At 75.3% G+C, this 19,678-nt stretch carries 14 protein-coding genes; 8 read left to right on the top strand and 6 right to left on the bottom strand.

Going from position 1 to position 19,678, the window contains the following annotated elements; all coding sequences use genetic code 11:
- Positions 1 to 25: 25 nt before the first annotated feature.
- A complete protein-coding gene (locus AS188_RS09160; protein ID WP_058858596.1) occupies positions 26 to 2,134 on the bottom strand; it encodes a DNA gyrase/topoisomerase IV subunit B in 2,109 nt (702 codons plus the stop codon).
- 285 nt (positions 2,135 to 2,419) lie between these two features.
- Between AS188_RS09160 and AS188_RS09155 the strand changes: the two genes are divergently transcribed.
- Complete coding sequence (locus tag AS188_RS09155; protein WP_058858595.1) at positions 2,420 to 2,620, top strand: DUF7455 domain-containing protein; 201 nt, start codon at positions 2,420 to 2,422, stop codon at positions 2,618 to 2,620.
- 109 nt (positions 2,621 to 2,729) lie between these two features.
- Here AS188_RS09155 and AS188_RS09150 read toward each other — a convergent pair whose 3' ends face one another.
- The 4 genes from AS188_RS09150 to AS188_RS09135 all read right to left on the bottom strand — a co-directional run bounded on the left by AS188_RS09150 (position 2,730) and on the right by AS188_RS09135 (position 8,344).
- Positions 2,730 to 4,238 (bottom strand): RNA polymerase sigma factor, encoded by a 1,509-nt coding sequence (locus AS188_RS09150; protein WP_083529366.1) that lies wholly within the window; start codon positions 4,236 to 4,238, stop codon positions 2,730 to 2,732.
- A 291-nt stretch (positions 4,239 to 4,529) separates the two neighbouring features.
- Positions 4,530 to 5,927 (bottom strand): DUF4192 family protein, encoded by a 1,398-nt coding sequence (locus tag AS188_RS17675; protein WP_058858594.1) that lies wholly within the window; start codon positions 5,925 to 5,927, stop codon positions 4,530 to 4,532.
- Positions 5,928 to 6,043: 116 nt separating this feature from the next.
- Complete coding sequence (locus AS188_RS09140; RefSeq protein ID WP_058858593.1) at positions 6,044 to 7,339, bottom strand: MFS transporter; 1,296 nt, start codon at positions 7,337 to 7,339, stop codon at positions 6,044 to 6,046.
- A gap of 87 nt (positions 7,340 to 7,426) precedes the next feature.
- A complete protein-coding gene (locus AS188_RS09135) occupies positions 7,427 to 8,344 on the bottom strand; it encodes a PAC2 family protein (protein WP_083529365.1) in 918 nt (305 codons plus the stop codon).
- Positions 8,345 to 8,569: 225 nt separating this feature from the next.
- Between AS188_RS09135 and AS188_RS09130 the strand changes: the two genes are divergently transcribed.
- From AS188_RS09130 to AS188_RS09115, 4 genes are all read left to right on the top strand, one after another.
- Positions 8,570 to 10,126, top strand: coding sequence for a leucyl aminopeptidase (locus AS188_RS09130; RefSeq protein ID WP_058858591.1), 1,557 nt, complete (start codon positions 8,570 to 8,572; stop codon positions 10,124 to 10,126).
- Positions 10,127 to 10,273: 147 nt separating this feature from the next.
- Entirely contained in the window at positions 10,274 to 11,641 is a 1,368-nt protein-coding gene (gene lpdA, locus AS188_RS09125; RefSeq protein ID WP_058858590.1) for a dihydrolipoyl dehydrogenase, read from the top strand.
- Positions 11,642 to 11,749: 108 nt separating this feature from the next.
- Positions 11,750 to 14,380 (top strand): 2-oxoglutarate dehydrogenase, E2 component, dihydrolipoamide succinyltransferase, encoded by a 2,631-nt coding sequence (gene sucB / locus AS188_RS09120; RefSeq protein ID WP_083529364.1) that lies wholly within the window; start codon positions 11,750 to 11,752, stop codon positions 14,378 to 14,380.
- Between the two features lie 111 nt (positions 14,381 to 14,491).
- Positions 14,492 to 14,839 carry a hypothetical protein gene (locus AS188_RS09115; protein ID WP_058858589.1) on the top strand — a complete coding sequence of 116 codons (348 nt, stop codon included), beginning with the start codon at positions 14,492 to 14,494 and terminating at the stop codon, positions 14,837 to 14,839.
- 37 nt (positions 14,840 to 14,876) lie between these two features.
- Here the strand turns inward: AS188_RS09115 and AS188_RS09110 are convergent, their stop codons facing one another.
- On the bottom strand, positions 14,877 to 16,820 hold the full coding sequence (locus AS188_RS09110) for a serine/threonine-protein kinase (protein ID WP_058858588.1): 1,944 nt from the start codon (positions 16,818 to 16,820) through the stop codon (positions 14,877 to 14,879).
- A 96-nt stretch (positions 16,821 to 16,916) separates the two neighbouring features.
- On the opposite strand from AS188_RS09110, the gene lipB reads away from it, so the two are divergent.
- The 3 genes from lipB to AS188_RS09095 all read left to right on the top strand — a co-directional run bounded on the left by lipB (position 16,917) and on the right by AS188_RS09095 (position 19,600).
- Positions 16,917 to 17,618: a lipoyl(octanoyl) transferase LipB gene (lipB, locus tag AS188_RS09105; protein WP_058858587.1), complete on the top strand. Its 702-nt coding sequence runs from the start codon at positions 16,917 to 16,919 to the stop codon at positions 17,616 to 17,618.
- A 68-nt stretch (positions 17,619 to 17,686) separates the two neighbouring features.
- Positions 17,687 to 18,694, top strand: a complete 1,008-nt coding sequence (gene lipA / locus AS188_RS09100) for a lipoyl synthase (protein ID WP_058858586.1) — start codon at positions 17,687 to 17,689, stop codon at positions 18,692 to 18,694.
- A gap of 120 nt (positions 18,695 to 18,814) precedes the next feature.
- Complete coding sequence (locus tag AS188_RS09095) at positions 18,815 to 19,600, top strand: DUF4191 domain-containing protein (RefSeq protein ID WP_058858585.1); 786 nt, start codon at positions 18,815 to 18,817, stop codon at positions 19,598 to 19,600.
- Positions 19,601 to 19,678 lie beyond the last annotated feature (78 nt).

Genomic DNA, 19,678 nt, shown 5'->3' with positions numbered 1-19,678 from the left:
CCGGCCGCCCCGCCCGGGACGCGGGTCAGGCGTCGATGCGGTCCTGGTCCAGCTGCGCGGCGCCCTCGATGATGAAGTCCTTGCGCGGGGCCACCTCGGAGCCCATGAGCAGCGCGAAGGCGTGCTCGGCGGCCTCGGCGTCCTCGACCCGGATCCGGCGCAGCATGCGGTGGCGCACGTCCATCGTCGTCTCGGCGAGCTGGTCGGCGTCCATCTCGCCCAGGCCCTTGTAGCGCTGGATGGGCTCCCTGTAGCGGCGGCCCTCCCGCTCCAGGCGCGCCAGCAGCCCGTCGAGCTCGCGCTCCGAGTAGGTGTAGACCATCTCGTTGGCCTTCCCGCCGGGGTTGACCACCTCGACCCGGTGCAGGGGCGGGACCGCCGCGTAGACCCGGCCGGCCTCCACGAGCGGGCGCATGTACCGGTAGAACAGGGTCAGGAGGAGGGTGCGGATGTGGGCGCCGTCGACGTCGGCGTCGGTCATCATGATGACCTTGCCGTAGCGGGCGGCGGAGAGGTCGAAGGTGCGCCCGGAGCCCGCGCCGATGACCTGGATCAGCGCGGCGCACTCGGTGTTGGCGAGCATGTCGGTGATCGAGGCCTTCTGCACGTTGAGGATCTTGCCGCGGATCGGCAGCAGCGCCTGGTGGTTCGAGGACCGGGCCAGCCGGGCCGTGCCGAGCGCGGAGTCGCCCTCGACGATGAACAGCTCGGAGCGCTCGACGTCGGTCGAGCGGCACTCCACGAGCTTGGCGGGCATCGAAGAGGTCTCCAGCGCGTTCTTGCGCCGCTGGGTCTCCTTGTGCACGCGCGCGGAGATGCGCGACTTCATCTCGGCCACGACCTTCTCCAGCAGCGCCCCCGCCTGCTGCTTGCCGTGCCGGGAGGTGGCGGTGAGCCGGGCCGTGAGCTCCTTCTCCACCACGCGCGCCACGATCTGGCGCACCGCCGGGGTGCCGAGGACCTCCTTGGTCTGGCCCTCGAACTGCGGCTCCGCCAGGCGCACGGTGAGCACCGCGGTGAGCCCGGCCAGGACGTCGTCCTTCTCGACCTTGTCGGTGCCCGCCTTCAGCCGCCGGGCGTTGGCCTCGACCTGCTTGCGGAACGTCTTCAGCAGCGCGGCCTCGAAGCCGGCCTGGTGGGTGCCGCCCTTGGGGGTCGCGATGATGTTCACGAAGGAGCGCACCGTGGTGTCGTAGCCGATGCCCCAGCGCACGGCGAGGTCCACCTCGCAGGTGCGCTCGACCTCCGTGAGCCGGGACCGGCCGGTGTCGTCGAGGACGGGCACGGTCTCCTTGAACCGGCCCTCCCCGTGCAGGCGCCAGACGTCGGTGACGGGGCTGTCCACGGCGAGGTGGTCGACGAACTCGGCGATCCCGCCGTCGTGCTGGAAGACCTCCTCGTGCACGCCGAACTCCCCCGGGGTGCCCGGCAGCCCGCGCTGGTCCCGGACGGTGATGCGCAGCCCCGGGATCAGGAAGGAGGTCTGGCGGGCGCGCCGGGCGAGGTCCTCGTAGCTGAACCGGGCGTCCGCGGTGAAGATCTGCTCGTCCGCCCAGTAGCGGATGCGGGTGCCCGTGACCCCGCGCTTGGCCCGGCCGACGACGTCGAGCTCGGAGCCCTCCGTGAACGGCGCGAACTCCGCGTGCGGGGAGGGCCGGCCCTTGTCGAGGAAGCGGCCCGGCTCGCCGTGGCGGAAGGACATCTGGTAGGTCTTCCCGCCGCGGTCGACCTGGACGTCGAGGCGGGCCGAGAGGGCGTTGACCACCGAGGCGCCCACGCCGTGCAGGCCGCCGGAGGCGCTGTAGGAGCCGCCGCCGAACTTCCCGCCCGCGTGCAGCTTCGTGAACACGACCTCGACGCCGGGCAGCCCGGTGCGGGGCTCGACGTCGATGGGGATGCCGCGTCCGTCGTCGTGGACCTCGACCGCGCCGTCCGCGTGGAGGACCACGGTGATCTCCTGGCCGTAGCCCGCGAGGGCCTCGTCGACGGAGTTGTCGATGATCTCCCACAGGCAGTGCATCAGCCCCCGGGAGTCGGTGGAGCCGATGTACATGCCCGGTCGCTTGCGGACGGCCTCGAGGCCCTCCAGGACCGAGAGGTGGCGGGCGTTGTATTCGGAACGGGACGGTGTCACGGGGGTACGGCTCCTGGGGGACGGCGGGGTTCTCCCCCACTGTAGTCGCGGCCCCCGACACGGCCGCCCCGGGCCCCGCCCGGCGGCCCGGGGCCCGCCGCGGGCGTCCCCGGGCCGGCGGGCACCTACGCCCGGGGCGAAAATCCGCTCCGGACGGGATCGGATGTCCGACCGTCGTGGTTGTATGTAGCAGTACCCCGATGCGTCCACGAGACCCCGGGTACCGGCACCGGGGGGAGCACGAGCACCCCGCGTGCGACGCGTACGACACAGGAGGAGGATCCCGTGAACGCCACACTGGAAAGCCGAGAGCTGAACGCGACCGACCGCTGCGACGCGTGCGGCGCCCAGGCCTACGTCCGAGTGATCCTCGAGTCCACGGGCGGCGAGCTGCTCTTCTGCGCCCACCACGCGCGCAAGAACGAGGAGAAGCTGCGCCCGCTCGCGGCCACGTGGCAGGACGAGACGGAGCGCATCGGCTCCTGACGGCCGTTCGGCCCCCACGACCCCGACGGACAGCGGGCCCCGGCACCTCGTGCCGGGGCCCGCTGTCCGTCGTGCCGCCCGCCCCGTCCGGGGCGGGCGGCACGGGTGCTCAGTCCAGGTAGTCGCGCAGCACCTGGGAGCGGGAGGGGTGGCGCAGCTTCGACATCGTCTTCGACTCGATCTGGCGGATCCGCTCGCGGGTCACGCCGTAGACCTTGCCGATCTCGTCGAGCGTCTTGGGCTGGCCGTCGGTGAGCCCGAAGCGCATGGCCACGACCCCCGCCTCGCGCTCGGAGAGCGTGTCCAGCACGGAGTGCAGCTGCTCCTGGAGCAGGGTGAAGCTCACCGCGTCGGCCGGGACCACGGCCTCGGAGTCCTCGATGAGGTCGCCGAACTCGGAGTCCCCGTCCTCGCCCAGGGGCGTGTGCAGCGAGATCGGCTCACGGCCGTACTTCTGCACCTCGACGACCTTCTCGGGGGTCATGTCGAGCTCGTTGGCCAGCTCCTCCGGGGTCGGCTCCCGGCCGAGGTCCTGCAGCATCTGCCGCTGGACGCGCGCGAGCTTGTTGATCACCTCGACCATGTGCACGGGGATGCGGATGGTGCGGGCCTGGTCGGCCATGGCGCGGGTGATCGCCTGCCGGATCCACCACGTGGCGTAGGTCGAGAACTTGAAGCCCTTGGTGTAGTCGAACTTCTCCACCGCGCGGATCAGGCCGAGGTTGCCCTCCTGGATCAGGTCCAGGAACAGCATCCCGCGCCCGGTGTAGCGCTTGGCCAGGGAGACGACCAGGCGCAGGTTCGCCTCGAGCAGGTGGTTCTTCGCCCGCTTGCCGTCGTGGATGACCCAGCGCAGCTCCTTGCGGGTCTGCGGGTCCAGGCTGTCCTTCTGCTCGGCGAGCTTGTGCTCGGCGTAGAGGCCGGCCTCGATGCGCAGGGCCAGGTCCACCTCCTGCTCGGCGTTCAGCAGGGCGACCTTGCCGATCTGCTTCAGGTAGTCCTTGACCGGGTCGGCGGTCGCGCCGGCGGAGACGACCTGCTGCGCGGGGGCGTCGTCGTCGTCGTTGTTGGTGATCACGAACCCGGACTTCTTCTCGTCGCGGGGCGCGGCGGCGGGGGCCTGCTCCTCGGCCTCCTCGGCGGTGTCCTCCTCGGCGGCGGCCTCCTCCTCGGCGGTGGTCTCATCCTCGTCGGTGAGGTCCACCTCGAGGTCGTCGTCGGCCGCGGTCCCGTCCTCGGCCGGGGCGGCCTTCGCCTGCTTGCCGGCGCCCTTGCCCCCGGCGGTCTTGCGCCGCGCGGCGGGCCGGGCGGGCGCCTGCTCCTGGGCGGTCCCGTCCGCGAGGACCTCCTCGGCGGCGGGCTCGGCGGTCTTCGGGGCCGCCGCACGCTTCGCGGCGGTGCGCGAGGCCGGGGCGGCGGAGCGGGACGCGCTCGAGCGCGCCGCCGTGGGCTTGGCGGCGGTGGACTTCGCCGCCGTCGTCTTCTTGGCGGCCACGGTCTTCTTGGCCGCGGTGGACTTCGCCGCGGCGCTCCTGGCCCGGGCGGGGGCGCCGGTCGCCCCCGAGGCCTGGGCCTCGGCCGTGGTGTCAGTCGTCTTGTTGCTGGCGGCAGGTGACACAGAGAGCCTTTCGTTGAGCGGTTTCCGGCGCCCGCCCTCGGGGCAACACGCCTATGACCCTGTCAAGTCCGTGCGCCGGGCATCGCCCGCCGCGGTGGCCTTGAAGGGTCCTAGGAGGCGGAACCACCCCCGCCCGGATTTTGTTCCCGCTCCTCCCCGACGTTCTCGCGCCCTGCTGCCCCACCCTCCCCCGGGCCGCGCGCACCCCCTGCCGGCCGGGCACCGGCCTGCAGGGGCCGGCGCCCGGTCGCGGCACCCGGTCGCGGCACCCGGCGGGGCCGCGGCCGGGGCTCAGCCGTGCCACGCGGTGCGCCGGTCCCGGGCCCACCGCGGCACCGGGCGGGTCTCGGCCAGGCGCAGCACGCGCAGGGCCCCGGGGTGGCCCGGCACCAGGGCCGTGGCCCGCCGGACGAAGTGGGCGGTGTGGGAGCCGCGTGCCCGCAGCCGGTTCAGCTGCGCGAGCCCGACGAGCACGCCGGCGAGCGCGGTGGGGTCCGGCCCGCCCTCCGGGTCCGCCGCGGCGGTCCCCTCGTCGGGCTCGAGCAGCCAGCTCAGGGCCAGGAGCACGCGGTACAGCGCGTCCAGGCGCTCCCAGTCCGGGCGTCGCTCCCACTCCCCGGCGAGCACGCGGGTGAGCAGGATCAGGGCCCCGGCGTCCGGGCCGGGTTCCCCCGGCCCCGGGCGGGGGTCGGCGCCGGGGGTGTCCGGACCGGCGGGCAGGGCGGGAGCCGGGCCGGCGGGGGCGCGGCGGGTCGGCCCGGCCGCGGCGGCCGGGCCCGTCCCGGGGGGCTCCCCGTCCGGGGTGCCGTGCGCCCCGGAGGGCGGGACCGGTTCCTCGTGGGGGAGCTCGTCGCACAGCTGCGCCCACAGGGCCGCGGCCGCCCCGACGGTGCGGGGCCGCCCGGTGGCGCACGACGCCAGGAGCAGGTCGGCGAGCACGGGGTCGGTCCAGCCGGCGGCCAGGCAGCCGAGCAGGTCGTCGTCGAGGGCCAGCAGCCGCGGGAGCCAGTCCTCCCCGGCGCCCCCGACCTGGGCCAGCACCCGGTCCCAGAGCCGCAGGAGCTCGTGGACGCGGGTCAGGCGGTGCCAGGTGCCGCGGCCCTCGCGGACCCAGCGCCGGGCCGCGGCGGCGGCGGACCGGTCGGTGCCGGCGGGCAGGGCGCCGTACTCGTGGTCCATCGCCCGGCGCGGTGCGGCGGCCCAGGAGCTGCCGGAGGCCACGAGGGCGGCGTTGACGGCGCTGTCGAGGATGCCGGCCACGGCCTGCACGTCCCCGGGGTCCTCGGCCGGCCACCAGTGCTCGCCCGCGACGACCCACCGGGCGGCGACCTCCCGCCCGGCCCTGGCGGCCGCCTCCTCGGCGAGCGTCAGCACGGCCGCGGCGCGCTCCGCCGGTCCGGCCGGGCCCGCGCCGGCGGAGGTGTAGACGACCACGAAGACGCGGTCGCTCAGGGTGTCGTGGCCGACGAGCTCGGCCAGCTCGCGCACGAAGTGCTCCGCCGCCGCGGCCGGCGCCGCCTCGGCGGGCAGGTCGACGCGCACGCAGGCGCCGGCGGTGCCCCCGCCGGCGGCGAGCAGCACGAGCGAGTCCGCCGGCCAGTAGCCGAGGGTGTGGGGCACCACGGCCAGCAGGTCGGCGGCGCAGCGGACGACGGGGGCGAACGGGTTCGGGGCGGGGTGCTCTCTCATGCCCGCCACGGTGGACCGCGCCGGCCGCGCCCCGCCGGCGGGGAGCAGGGCCTGGGGACGGCGGCAGCGGCGGGCCCCGGACCCGCGGGCCGGTGCAGGGCGGACCCCGGGAGGCCTCAGACCCGGCCGGGGCCGTGCCGGTGCCGGACCCGCCGCGCGGTGGCCAGCACGCCGGCCGCGCCGGCGGCGGCCACGAGGTACTGGGCGGCGACGGCCAGCCGGAACGCGTCGGGGTCGTAGCGGTCGGGGCGGAAGCCGGCGGCGTGCAGGGCGTCCAGGACCAGGCCCGTGAGCAGGACGGCGAGGACGGTCGCCGTGAACCCGCCCACGTTGACGATGCCCGTGGCCGTGCCCGAGCGGTGGGGCGGGTTGAAGCTGCGCGCGACGTCGAAGGCGATCAGGGACGCGGGCATGCTGATCGCGATGGTGCACACTGCCACGAGCACGACCGGGGCCGGGGCCGCCCCCGGCCACAGCAGCAGCACGCCCCAGGCGGCGAAGATCACGCCGGTGACCGTCAGGGCGAGCCGCACGCGGCGGCCCGGGCGACGGGCGGTGAGCCGGCCCAGCACCAGGCCCACGGCCACGTTGGTGAGCACGAAGGACGTCATCACGACCGAGACGGCGCGGTCGGGCAGGCCCTGGGCGTACTCGAGGTAGGGGTAGCCCCACATGAGCACGAAGGTGTTGCCGGCGAACTGGGTCGTGAAGTGCACCCAGAACCCCAGCCGGGTGCCCGGCTCCGCCAGGCTCTCCCGGACCACCCGGCCCGTGCGCCGCAGGCCCGGCTCGCGGCGGCGGACGTCGGTCCCGGGAGGGGCGTCGCGCAGCACGGCCGCGGCCAGCACTGCCGCCAGGGCGGCCAGCCCGGCCAGGGACAGCAGCGACGGTGACCACCCCGCCCGCTCGAGGGCCCCGGCGAAGGGGACGACGGAGACGAGCTGGCCGAGGTTGCCGACCACGCCCAGGAACTGCGTGAGCATCGGCACGCGCAGCGGGGAGAACCAGGCGGGGATCAGGCGCATCACCGACACGAAGGTCGCGGCGTCCCCGGCGCCGACCAGGACGCGGGCGGTCACGCCCTCCAGGACCGTGTCCGCCGCCGCGAGCAGCACCTGACCGACCACCATGAGCGCCGCACCGGCGGCGACCAGCACGCGGGAGCCGTAGCGGTCCACGAGCACGCCCACCGGGACCTGGAGCGCGGCGTAGACGAGGACCTGCATCAGGGAGAACAGCGACAGCACCGACGCGGCGGCCCCGAAGCGCTCGGCGGCGTCGACGGAGGCGACCCCGAAACTGGTGCGCTGGGCGACGGCGCTGAAGTAGGCGAAGGTGCCGATGCCGAGGACCAGGTACGCGCGCGCGGAGTCCCTGCCGGGCTCGCGGGGACGGGACCGGTGGAAACTCATGCGCTCCGCTCTTCGGGACGGCGGGCCGGGCCCGGGGTGGACGGCACCGCCCCGGGCGCGCCGGACCGCGCCACCCGGCGGGCGGGCTCAGTCCTGGTCGTCCTCCTGGGCGGCGAGGAACGCCTCGACCGCGGCGCCGATCTCGTCGGCGTCCGGCAGCTCGGACTCGTCCCCGACCAGCAGGGAGCGGGGGGCCGAGGCGTCGACGACGTCATCGTAGCGCTGCTCCAGGCCCGCCACGACGGCCTGGACCTCCGGCGAGGCGCCGACCTGGTGGTCGATCTGGCGCTCGATCTCCCGAGCGGCCTCGCGCAGCTCGTCGGAGGGCAGCGTCAGGGACGTCACCGCGCTGACGTGCTCGAGGGCGGCCACCGCGGCGTGCGGCAGGTGCGCCTCGGCGAGGTACTGGGGGACGTGGACGGTGAAGCCGATGTTGTCGATCCCGGCCTCGGTGAGGCGGATCTCCAGCAGCTGGGCCGCGGAGGAGCTCATCTCGACCACCGGTTTCCAGGCGTGCTCGGTGGGCAGCAGGTCGGCCCGGCTGCCGTGGACGGACACCAGCACCGGGCGGGTGTGCGGCACGGGCATGGGGATGCCGGCCACCAGCGCCACGAGGGAGACGTCGAGGCGGCGGGCGAGCCCGACCACGGCCTCGACGAACCGGTTCCACTGCAGGTCCGGCTCCGGGCCGGTGAGCAGGGCGAAGCTGCGGCCCAGGGGATCGGTGACCAGGCGCAGGGACAGCTCCGGATTGCGGAACTGCTCGAAGTGGTCCTCGACGAAGCGCACGTGCGGGCGCCGGGCCCGGTAGTCGTAGAGCTGGTCGAGGTCGAAGCGCGCCACGACCTCGTGCGGCAGGGCGTCGGTGATGGCGTTCTCCAGCTGGTCGGCCACGTGACCGGCCTCCGCGTAGCCCGACAGGGCGACGATCAGCGGCAGGCCTCGGACCCGCGCGTCCTCGAGCAGCGCGGGGTTGCTCAGGTACAGCGAGGTGGGGTCCAGCACGGTGAGTCCTCCTGGGATGCGGGTCGGTCGGCGCGGCACGGCCGGCGGTCGTGCCTCGGTGGGTTCCAACGGCGGGGCCCCGCCCGGTATTCCCGCACGCCGCCGCGCCGCGGGTGCCGGCCGGCGGGCCGCCCGGGGCTAGGATCGGGGGACGCCCGCGGGTCGGGCCCGGCGCGGCCGGGACCCCCGCGCCGGCTCCGGCGACCGCCAGCGAAAGGACGACCCATGCCCGACGTACAGGACCTGCTCGAGCCCCGGGGCATCGAGCTCACCGCCACCCACAAGTCCCTCGCCCGCACCCCGGCGCAGGCCCTCGTGCTGGCCGTGCAGCGCGACGGGGACGCCCCCGGCGCCGCGGCCCGCGTGCTGCTGCCCGCCGGTGAGCAGCGCCGGCTCGCCGGTGTGGTCGAGGCCGCCGAGGCGGTCGCCGCCGGCGGGGGCGCGGACGAGGTCGCGGTGCTGCCGGCGCCTCCGGGGCTGCCCTGGTCCGTCGTCGTGCTCACCGGCCTCGGCACCCCCGCCGGGGACCCCGACGCCCGTGCCGAGGCGCTGCGGCGGGCCGCCGGAGCGGCCGTGCGCCGGCTCGCCGGCCGCGACTCCGCCGTGCTCGCCCTGCCGGCCGGGACCCCCGAGGAGGCCGCCGCCGTGGCCGAGGGCGCCGCGCTCGGGGCCTTCGCGTTCGCCCACCAGCGCGCCGCGACCGCCGGGGCGGTCAAGGCGCCGCTGGCCTCCGCCGTCGTCCACGCGCCCGAGGTCCCGAAGGCGGCCCTGGGCCGGGCGCTCGAGCGCGCCGCGGCCCTCGGGCGCGGGGTGCGGGCCGCGCGCACCCTCGTGGACCTCTCCCCCAACGTGACCTCACCCGAGGCCGTCGCCGAGTACGCCCGCCGGGCCGCCCGGGGCACGAAGGTCACCGTGCGGGTGCTCGGCGAGCAGGAGCTCGCCGAGGGCGGCTACGGCGGCCTGGTCGGCGTGGGCCAGGGCTCCGTGAACGGCCCGCGCCTGGTCAGGCTCGAGTACGCCCCCGCCCGCGCCTCCCGGCACGTGGCGTACGTGGGCAAGGGCATCACTTTCGACTCCGGCGGGCTCTCGCTCAAGCCGGCCGCCTCGATGATGACCATGAAGTCCGACATGGCCGGCGCGGCCGCCGTCCTGGCCACGGTCCTCACCGCCGCGGAGCTGCGCCTGCCCGTGCGCGTCACCGGCTGGCTGTGCCTGGCCGAGAACCTCCCCTCCGCCACCGCCACCCGCCCCGGCGACGTCATCACGATCCGGGGCGGACGCACCGTCGAGGTCCTCAACACCGACGCCGAGGGCCGGCTCGTCCTCGCGGACGGGCTCGTGGCCGCGTGCGAGGAGGGCCCCGACGCCGTCGTCGACATCGCCACCCTCACCGGCGCCCAGATGGTCGCCCTGGGCACCCGCACCGCGGGCGTCATGGGCGACGACGACCTGCGCTCCGCCGTCGTCGACGCCGCGCGGGCGGCCGGGGAGGACGCGTGGCCGATGCCGCTGCCGGAGCACCTGCGCGCCTCGCTGGACTCCAAGGTCGCCGATCTGAAGAACATCGGGGACAAGCACGGGGGCATGCTCGTGGCCGGACTGTTCCTGCGCGAGTTCGCGGGCGGGACCGGGGACACCCGGATCCCGTGGGCCCACATCGACATCGCCGGCCCCTCCTTCAACGAGTCCTCCCCGTGGGGCTACACCCCCGCGGAGGGCACCGGCGCGGGCGTGCGCACCCTCGTGCGCCTGCTCGAGGACACCGCCGCGCGCCGCGGCTGAGGCCGCCCGCACCCCGCCGTCCGGCGCGCTCCGCCTTCCTGGAGACTCGCTGGACGGTGAGGATAAGGTAAGCACGACAGACACCGTGTCACCGGACGGTGCGCCACCCGCCCGTCCCCCGACGCCAACCGACGAGGAGCCAAACACGTGGCCGACAACGAATTCGACATCCTGATCCTGGGCGGCGGCAGCGCGGGCTACGCCGCCGCGCTCCGGGCCGTGCAGCTCGGCTTCACGGTGGGTCTGGTCGAGAAGAACAAGCTCGGGGGCACCTGCCTGCACTGGGGCTGCATCCCCACGAAGGCGTACCTGCACTCCGCCGAGCTCGCCGAGGACGCCCGCGAGAGCGCCAAGTACGGCGTGCACACCACGCTCGAGTCCATCGACATGGCCGCGGTGCGCGAGTACAAGGACAAGATCGTCGCCGGCAAGTTCAAGGGCCTGTCCGGGCTGATGAAGATGCGCAAGGTCACGGTGATCGACGGCGTCGGCAGGCTCACCGGCCAGAACACGATCGAGGTCGACGGCACGACCTACACCGGCAAGCACATCGTGCTGGCCTCCGGCTCGGTGTCCAAGACCCTGGGTGTGGAGATCGGCGGCCGGATCATGACCTCCACCGAGGCCCTGGAGATCGACTTCGTGCCCAAGAGCGCGATCGTGCTCGGCGGCGGCGTGATCGGCTGCGAGTTCGCCTCCATGTGGAAGTCCTTCGGCGTGGACGTCACCGTCATCGAGGGCCTGCCCCACCTCGTGGCCAACGAGGACCCCTCGATCGTGAAGACCCTCGAGCGCGAGTTCAAGAAGCGCGGGATCAAGTCGAACCTGGGCACCTTCTTCGAGAAGGTCGAGCAGGACGACGACGTCGCGCGCGTGACCCTCGCCGACGGCAAGGTCTTCGAGGCCGACATCGTGCTCGTCGCGGTCGGCCGCGGCCCGAACACCGCGGACATGGGCTACGAGGAGCAGGGGATCCCCATGGACCGCGGCTTCGTGACCCCCAACGAGCGGCTGCACACCGGCGTCGGCAACATCTACGCGATCGGCGACATCGTCCCGGGCGTCCAGCTGGCCCACCGCGGCTACCAGCAGGGCCGCTTCGTCGCGGAGGAGATCGCCGGGCTCGACCCCGCGATCGTCGAGGACGTCAACATCCCCAAGGTCACCTTCACCGAGCCGGAGATCGCCTCCGTGGGCTACTCCGAGCCGAAGGCCAAGGAGAAGTTCGGGGAGGACAACGTCGAGGTCGCCGAGTACAACCTCGCCGGCAACGGCAAGAGCTCCATCCTGGGCACCGGCGGCATCATCAAGCTCGTGCGCGAGAAGGACGGCCCCATCGTCGGCTTCCACGCCATCGGCAAGCGCATCAGCGAGCAGATCGGCGAGGGCCAGCTCATCGTGAACTGGGAGGCCTACCCGGAGGACGTCGCCGCGTTCGTGCACGCCCACCCCACGCAGAACGAGGCCATCGGCGAGGCCGCCATGGCGCTCGCGGGCATGCCGCTGCACGGCTGACCGCACCGAGGCCCCGCCCCCGCGGGCGGGCCTCGCCCCCGCACCCCGGCCCCGGGCACCGCACCCGGAGCGCACCACAGTAGGCACCGAAAGAGAGACGGTCGGACGATGTCAGAAACCGTGAACCTGCCCGCACTGGGCGAATCCGTGACCGAGGGCACCGTGACCCGGTGGCTCAAACAGGTCGGCGACGAGGTCGCCGTCGACGAGCCCCTGGTCGAGGTCTCCACCGACAAGGTCGACACCGAGATCCCCTCCCCCGTGGCCGGGGTGATCGAGAAGATCCTGGTCGAGGAGGACGAGGACGTCGAGGTCGGCGCCCCCCTCGTCGTCATCGGGGACGGCTCCGGCGGCGGTGGCGGGGACGACCAGCCCGCCGCCGAGCAGGCCGAGGACGCCGCGACCGAGGCCTCCGCCCCCGAGGACACCGGGGAGGCGGCCGAGGAGGCGGAGCAGGCCCCGGCCGAGAAGCCCACGGCCGACACCCGGCAGTCGGGCGAGGGCACCGAGATCACCCTCCCCGCCCTGGGCGAGTCCGTGACCGAGGGCACCGTGACCCGCTGGCTCAAGCAGGTCGGCGACGAGGTCGCCGTCGACGAGCCGCTGCTGGAGGTCTCCACCGACAAGGTCGACACCGAGGTCCCCTCCCCCGTGGCCGGCACCCTGCTGGAGATCCGCGTGCAGGAGGACGAGGACGCCGAGGTCGGCCAGGTCCTGGCCGTGATCGGCTCCGGGCAGGCCCCGGCCCGGGAGGAGAAGCCCTCCGAGCAGCCCGCCGCCGAGCAGGCCGAGGACGCCGCGACCGAGGCCTCCGCCCCCGAGGACACCGGGGAGGCGGCCGAGGAGGCGGAGCAGGCCCCGGCCGAGAAGCCCACGGCCGACACCCGGCAGTCGGGCGAGGGCACCGAGATCACCCTCCCCGCCCTGGGCGAGTCCGTGACCGAGGGCACCGTGACCCGCTGGCTCAAGCAGGTCGGCGACGAGGTCGCCGTCGACGAGCCGCTGCTGGAGGTCTCCACCGACAAGGTCGACACCGAGGTCCCCTCCCCCGTGGCCGGCACCCTGCTGGAGATCCGCGTGCAGGAGGACGAGGACGCCGAGGTCGGCCAGGTCCTGGCCGTGATCGGCTCCGGGCAGGCCCCGGCCCGGGAGGAGAAGCCCTCCGAGCAGCCCGCCGCCGAGCAGGCCGAGGACGCCGCGACCGAGGCCTCCGCCCCCGAGGACACCGGGGAGGCGGCCGAGGAGGCGGAGCAGGCCCCGGCCGAGAAGCCCACGGCCGACACCCGGCAGTCGGGCGAGGGCACCGAGATCACCCTCCCCGCCCTGGGCGAGTCCGTGACCGAGGGCACCGTGACCCGCTGGCTCAAGCAGGTCGGCGACGAGGTCGCCGTCGACGAGCCGCTGCTGGAGGTCTCCACCGACAAGGTCGACACCGAGGTCCCCTCCCCCGTGGCCGGCACCCTGCTGGAGATCCGCGTGCAGGAGGACGAGGACGCCGAGGTCGGCCAGGTCCTGGCCGTGATCGGCTCCGGGCAGGCCCCGGCCCGGGAGGAGAAGCCCTCCGAGCAGCCCGCCGCCGAGCAGGCCGGGACCTCCCCGGCCGGCGCCGAGGGCGGTGCCGAGGGCGGTGCCGAGGGCTACGAGGGCAGTGCCGCCGGCGCGCCCGAGCCCGCCCCGTCCCGCGACGAGGCGCTCGTGCGCACCGAGGAGCCCGCGGTCGCCGAGACCGGCGACGAGGAGCAGCGCCCGGCCGGCGAGCGCGACGGCGCCCGCACCGACGCCGCCGGTTCCGGCGACGGCTCGCCCTACGTCACCCCGCTCGTGCGCAAGCTGGCCAAGAAGGAGGGCATCGACCTCTCGACGCTCACCGGCACCGGCGTGGGCGGACGGATCCGCAAGCAGGACGTGCTGGCCGCCGCCGAGGAGAAGAAGAAGGGCGCGGCCCCGGCCGCCGAGGAGCAGCAGGCCGCGCCGTCGGCCCCGTCCGCCCCCCGGGCGGCGCCGCAGCCGGACGCCAAGCGCGGCACCACGGAGAAGGCACCGCGCATCCGGCTCACCATCGCCCAGCGCATGCGCGAGTCCCTGCAGGAGTCGGCGCAGCTGACCCAGGTCACGGAGGTCGACATGACCCGCGTGGCCGTGCTGCGCGACCGGGCGAAGACGAGATTCCAGGAGCGCGAGGGCGCGAAGCTGACCTACCTGCCGTTCTTCGCGAAGGCGGTGGCGGAGGCGCTGCAGGCGCACCCGAAGCTCAACGCCACCTTCCGCGAGGCCGAGAAGGAGATCGTCTACAACGCCTCCGAGAACATCGCGATCGCCGTGGACACGCCCAAGGGCCTGCTCGTGCCGGTGATCAAGGACGCGGGCGACCTCAACCTCGGCGGCCTGGCCAAGCAGATCGCCGACCTGGGCTCGCGGGCCAAGGAGGGCAACATCACGCCGGACGACCTGACCGGCGGGACCTTCACGATCACGAACCTGGGCTCCTTCGGCGCCCTGTTCGACACCCCGATCATCAACCAGCCGCAGGTCGCGATCCTCGGCACGGGCTCGATCGTGAAGCGGCCCATGGTGGTCTCCGACGCCGACGGCAACGACACCATCGCCATCCGCCGGATGTGCTACCTGTCGCTGACCTACGACCACCGCCTGGTCGACGGCGCCGACGCCGGCCGCTTCCTCCAGGCGCTGAAGGCGCGCCTGGAGGAGGGCCGCTTCGAGTCGGAGGTCGGGCTCTGACGGCCGTGCGCACCCCCGCGCGCTGAGCGCACACCGCCGGAGGGCGTGTTCCTGATCACAGGGGCACGCCCTCCGGGCGTCCCCGGGAGGGGGCTCCGATAGGCTCGGTGCATGACTTTCGTGACCGGTCTCCTCGTCCTCCTGCACCTCGTCGGCGCCGCCATCATCGTGGGCACGTGGATCTACACCATGAAGCGCCCCACCGTCTCGCCGGGCCAGTTCCACGCGTCGCTGCTGAGCCTGATCACGGGGCTGCTCCTGGTCGGCATCCACGAGATGGGCGAGGACCCGGTCAACCACGCCAAGGTCGCGGTGAAGCTGCTGATCGCCCTCGCCGTCGCGATCGCCGCGTTCGTCGGCCAGCGCCGGACGAAGCGCGGGCAGCCCGTCTCCACGGGCCTGGCCCACGCCGTGGGCGGATCGGCACTGATCAACATGGCGGTGGCCACCCTCTGGTAGACCCTCCCGCCCCCGTCCCGGCCCCCGGTGCTGTCCGTCAGCGCCGGGGGCCGGCGTCGTCCCGGTCCGCGGGGTGCACGGGGGCGACCTCCGCGAGCCGCCAGCCGGCGCCGTCGTCCACCAGCCGCACCTCGACGTCCTGGGCCCAGCCGTCCCCGGCGGGCACGACCGCGGAACCGGGATCCCGCGGGGCGCGCCAGCCCTCCGCGCGCACCCGGGCCCGGAAGGCGGCCGTGCCCGGGCCGCCGGTCCCGGGCAGGGGACGGATCCGCTCCGCCGTGAGCTCGAGGGCGGCGAACGGGTCCGTGCCGCGGCGGGCCAGCTCCTCGACGAGCCGCCGGTCGGCCGCGAGGCCTGGGCCCCCGGCGGCGTGGACGCGCTCGAGAAGGGCCGCGTCCCCGGTGCGCAGCGCCCGTCCCCGCAGCCGCACCAGGTCGGCCAGGGCCTCGGCCGGGTCCCCGGTGGCCTCCGCCGCCGGTGCCGGGGCGGCCGGGCCCCCGGCCGCCCCGGCACCGCCCATGAGCCGCAGCGGTCCGGCCGCCGGCACGGGCTCCGCCGCGGGCCCGGAGTCTCCCGGCGGCGCCGGCACCAGCGCCCCGAACAGCAGCCAGCCGGTCAGCAGCGCCGCCGCCGGGGCGAGCAGGTGCGTCGCCACCCGTGCCGGGACCGGCCGGTTCCCGTCCCGTCCCGGCCCGGGCCGCCGCACCCGGCTCCCGGGGCGTTCCGCCGGGCGCCGGCGCATCGGCCGGGAGCCCGCGGCGCCGCCCGCCCGGCGCCGCCCGGACGCGCCGTCGTGGTCACCGGGTCCGGGGACCGGCGCGGACCCGTCCGCCGGAGCCCTGCCGGCGGCCGGCTCGGGACCGTCGACGGGGGCGATCCCGGGGACCGGCGGCGCGCCGGTCGCCCGTGCGGCCCTCCCGTCGGAGACGGGTCCCTCGGCGCCGCCCGACCCCGACGGAACGGCCGTCCGCTCCGCCAGCTCGGCGGCCGTGGGGCGCCGTCCGGCGTCCTCGGCGAGCGCCGCCTCGACCGCGGCGGCCAGCTCCGGCCCGGACCCGGGGCAGAGCAGCCCCAGCGGCGGACGGCCGGCCCCCTGCCGGGGCCACCGACCGGTCATGGCCCACCACACGAGCGCGCCGAGGGCGCGCACGTCCTCGGCCGGGCCCGGTCCCTCGGTACCGGGCGGGAGCCCGGCCCCGGTGAGGACCGCCCCCTCCGCGCCGGGCCCGCGCAGCAGCACCCGCGCCGGGGTGAGGCGCCCGTGCCGCCAGCCCAGCCCGTGCAGGGCGGCGAGCCCGGCCGCCGCCCCGCGGAGCAGCGCGGCGGCCGCACCGGGGTCGAGCGGGCCGTCCGCGCGCACGCGCTGCTCGAGGGAACCACCGGCCACGTGCTCCTCGACGAGACCCGCGGGACGGCCGGCCGGGCCCGCCAGGGCGTGCAGGCGGACCAGGCCGGGCAGCTCCCGCCGCGCCAGCTGCACGGCGGCCGCCCGGGCCGCGGCCGCGCCGTCCGCACCGGCGCACCGGCGCAGCACGAACGGCTCGCCGGCGCGGGTCTCCCGGACCAGCCAGGTCCGGGCGCCGAGGGCGCGCACGGGCATCAGGCCCTCCTCCGGGGCCAGCACCGGGGGCGGGAGCGCGCCGCCGTCCTCCGGGGGGTCCCCGGCCGCTGCACCCCCGTGCCCGTGCCCCGGGCCCGGCACGCCTCCCCCGGCGGCGGGCCCGCCGGGGCCGGAGGTGCCCGGCCGGTCGGCGGGCCGTGGCCGGGCCTGCCGGCCGGGCGGGGCCACGGGCTCCCCCGCGGTCGCGGCCGCGAGCCGGGCCCGCGGCGTGGCCCCGCCGGTCCCGCCGGCCCCCGTGGACCGGCCGCGCTGGGCCGCGGGCCGGCGCCCCCCGTCCGTCCGCCCGCCCTCCGCCCGGCGGGCCGGGCCCGCGACCAGGCCCGGGTCCTGCTGCTCGTCCTGTCCCCTGCTCCGCTGCACGGGACCACCATGCCCCGCCGCCGGGTCGGCGCGGGGGCGCTGTCCACAGCCGTCACGGGGTCCGGGCCCGTCGGTGCACCGCGATAGGCTGGGCCCATGTCCCTCACCTTCCACCGCGTCGGGTTCGCCCCCGACCTCGTCGACTACCGGGCGGCCCTGGAGCTGCAGCAGGAGGTCCACCGCCGGGTCGTGGCCGGCGAGCGGGACAACACCCTGCTGCTGCTGGAGCACCCGCCGGTCTACACGGCGGGCCGCCGCACCGAGCCGCACGAGTACCCCTACGACGGCACCGAGGTCGTCCCGATCGGCCGCGGCGGCAAGCTGACCTACCACGGGCCCGGGATGCTGATCGGCTACCCGATCGTGCGGCTGCCCGTCCCGATCGATGTCGTGCGCTTCGTGCGTCAGCTGGAGCAGGTACTCGTGGCCGTGCTCGCCGACCTGGGCGTGGCCGCCACCACCGTGGAGGGCCGCTCCGGCGCGTGGGTGCTCGCCGACGAGCGCGGCCCCGACCGGAAGATCGCCGCGATCGGCGTGCAGGTCTCCCGCCGGGCGACCATGCACGGCTTCGCGCTCAACTGCTCCAACGACCTGCGCCCGTTCGGCAAGATCATCCCGTGCGGGATCACGGACGCCTCGGTCACCAGCATCTCGGCCGAGACCGGCCGGCTCGTGACCCCCGCGGACGTGGTCGGGCGCGTCGAGCAGGAATTTTCCGCCCGCGCCGCCGAGTTGTGCGAACAGTTCACCCCCGCGGGCGCACCCGCCCCGCTGCCGCGGCCCACCGCCGTCGGCTGATCCGCACCGGGCCCCGCAGAGAGGGGTCCGGGTGCCCGCCGTCGAGACCCCGACCTAGGAGACCGACCATGACCGTTGCCCCCGAGGGCCGCCGCCTGCTGCGCGTCGAGGCGCGCAACGCCCAGACGCCGATCGAGAAGAAGCCCTCCTGGCTGAAGAACACCGCCCGCATGGGCCCGGAGTTCCAGGAGCTGAAGTCGCTCGCCCGCGGCAAGGGCCTGCACACGGTCTGCGAGGAGGCGGGCTGTCCCAACATCTACGAGTGCTGGGAGGACCGCGAGGCGACGTTCCTGATCGGCGGCTCCAAGTGCACGCGCCGCTGCGACTTCTGCGACATCGCCACCGGCAAGCCGGACCTGCTCGACGTCACGGAGCCCCGCAAGGTCGCGGAGTCCGTCAAGGAGCTGGGGCTGCGCTACGCGACCGTCACGGGCGTGGCCCGCGACGACCTCGACGACGGCGGCGCCTGGCTCTACGCCGAGACGATCCGGGCGATCCACACGCTGAACCCGAACACCGGGGTGGAGATCCTCATCCCCGACTTCCAGGGCAAGCCGGACCGGCTGCAGCAGATCGTCGACGCCGGGCCCGAGGTCTACGCGCACAACGTCGAGACGGTCCCGCGGATCTTCCGCCAGATCCGCCCCGCGTTCACCTACGAGCGCTCCCTCGACGTCATCACCCAGGGCAAGGAGGCGGGGATGATCACCAAGTCGAACCTGATCCTCGGCATGGGCGAGACCAACGAGGAGATCCACGAGGCGCTGTGCGACCTGCACGACGCCGGGTGCGACATCATCACCCTCACCCAGTACCTGCGGCCCTCCCCGCTCTTCCACCCGATCGACCGGTGGGTGAAGCCGGAGGAGTTCGTGGAGCTCTCGCAGGTGGCCGAGGAGATCGGGTTCCTCGGCGTGATGGCCGGGCCCATGGTCCGCTCCTCCTACCGCGCCGGCCGGCTGTGGGCCCGCGCCATGGAGAAGTCCGGCCGGGAGATCCCCACCCACCTCGCGCACATCGAGGACACCGGCAGCGCCTCGCAGGAGGCGTCCTCCCTCGTCGAGCGCCTGGGCTGAGCGGGCCGGGGGCCGCGCCACCGGCTAGACTGGACGCCGGACCGCCGCTGCGGACGTGCCCCCGGCACCTCCCCCGGCGTCCCGGATGTCCCGCCCGCACCACACAGACGAGGTCCCACCGTGTCACCCTCCACCGCCAAGTCGCGCGCCGCCTCCGCCGGGAGACCGGGCGGTCAGCCCGCCGGGAAGCCGTCCCGGGAGCAGCGCCGCGAGGAGAAGCAGCGGCGCCGGGCCGCCAAGGGCCCGGGGTTCCTCGGCCAGATCAAGCAGGTCTTCCGGATGACCAGGGAGACCGAGCCGAACATCGGCTGGTGGATGCTGCTCATCGGCCTCGCCGTGCTGGCCGTGTTCCTGCTGATCGGCCTGCTCACCGGCAACTGGATCACGTGGCTGCTGATCGGCCTGCCCTTCGCCGTGCTCTCCGCGTCCTTCTTCCTCTCCCGCCGGGCCGAGCGCGCCGCGTTCGCCCGGATCGAGGACCAGCCCGGGGCGGCCGGCGCGGCCCTGTCCTCCCTGCGCCGCGGGTGGATCGTCGAGGACCAGCCCGCCGCCATGGACCCGCGCACCCGCGACCTGGTCTTCCGCGCCGTGGGCCGCCCGGGGGTCGTGCTCGTCACCGAGGGCCCGTCGGGCCGGGTCGACAAGCTCGTGACCAAGGAGCGGCGCCGGATCGGTCCCGTCATCCAGAACGTGCCGATCCACGTCCTGAAGACCGGCAAGGGCGAGGGCCAGGTGCCCCTGCGTGAGCTGTCCAAGCGGATGAACAAGCTCGAGACGAAGCTCACCAAGCAGGAGGTGCAGACCGTGCACCGGCGGATCAGCACCCTGGGCAACCGCCTGCCCATCCCCAAGGGGGTCGACCCCATGCGCGCCCGCCCCGACCGGCGGGCCATGCGCGGCCGCTGACCCGGTCCGCGACGACGGACGGAGGCGCTCCTCGCCGAGGGGCGCCTCCGTCCGTCGTCGCCGGCCCCGCGACCGGCG

Origin of the sequence: Kocuria flava, from assembly GCF_001482365.1 — a bacterium.
Lineage (GTDB): Bacteria > Actinomycetota > Actinomycetes > Actinomycetales > Micrococcaceae > Kocuria > Kocuria flava.
Note: the sequence above shows the minus strand (reverse complement) of the source record. Positions and strands in the feature narration are given on the sequence as shown.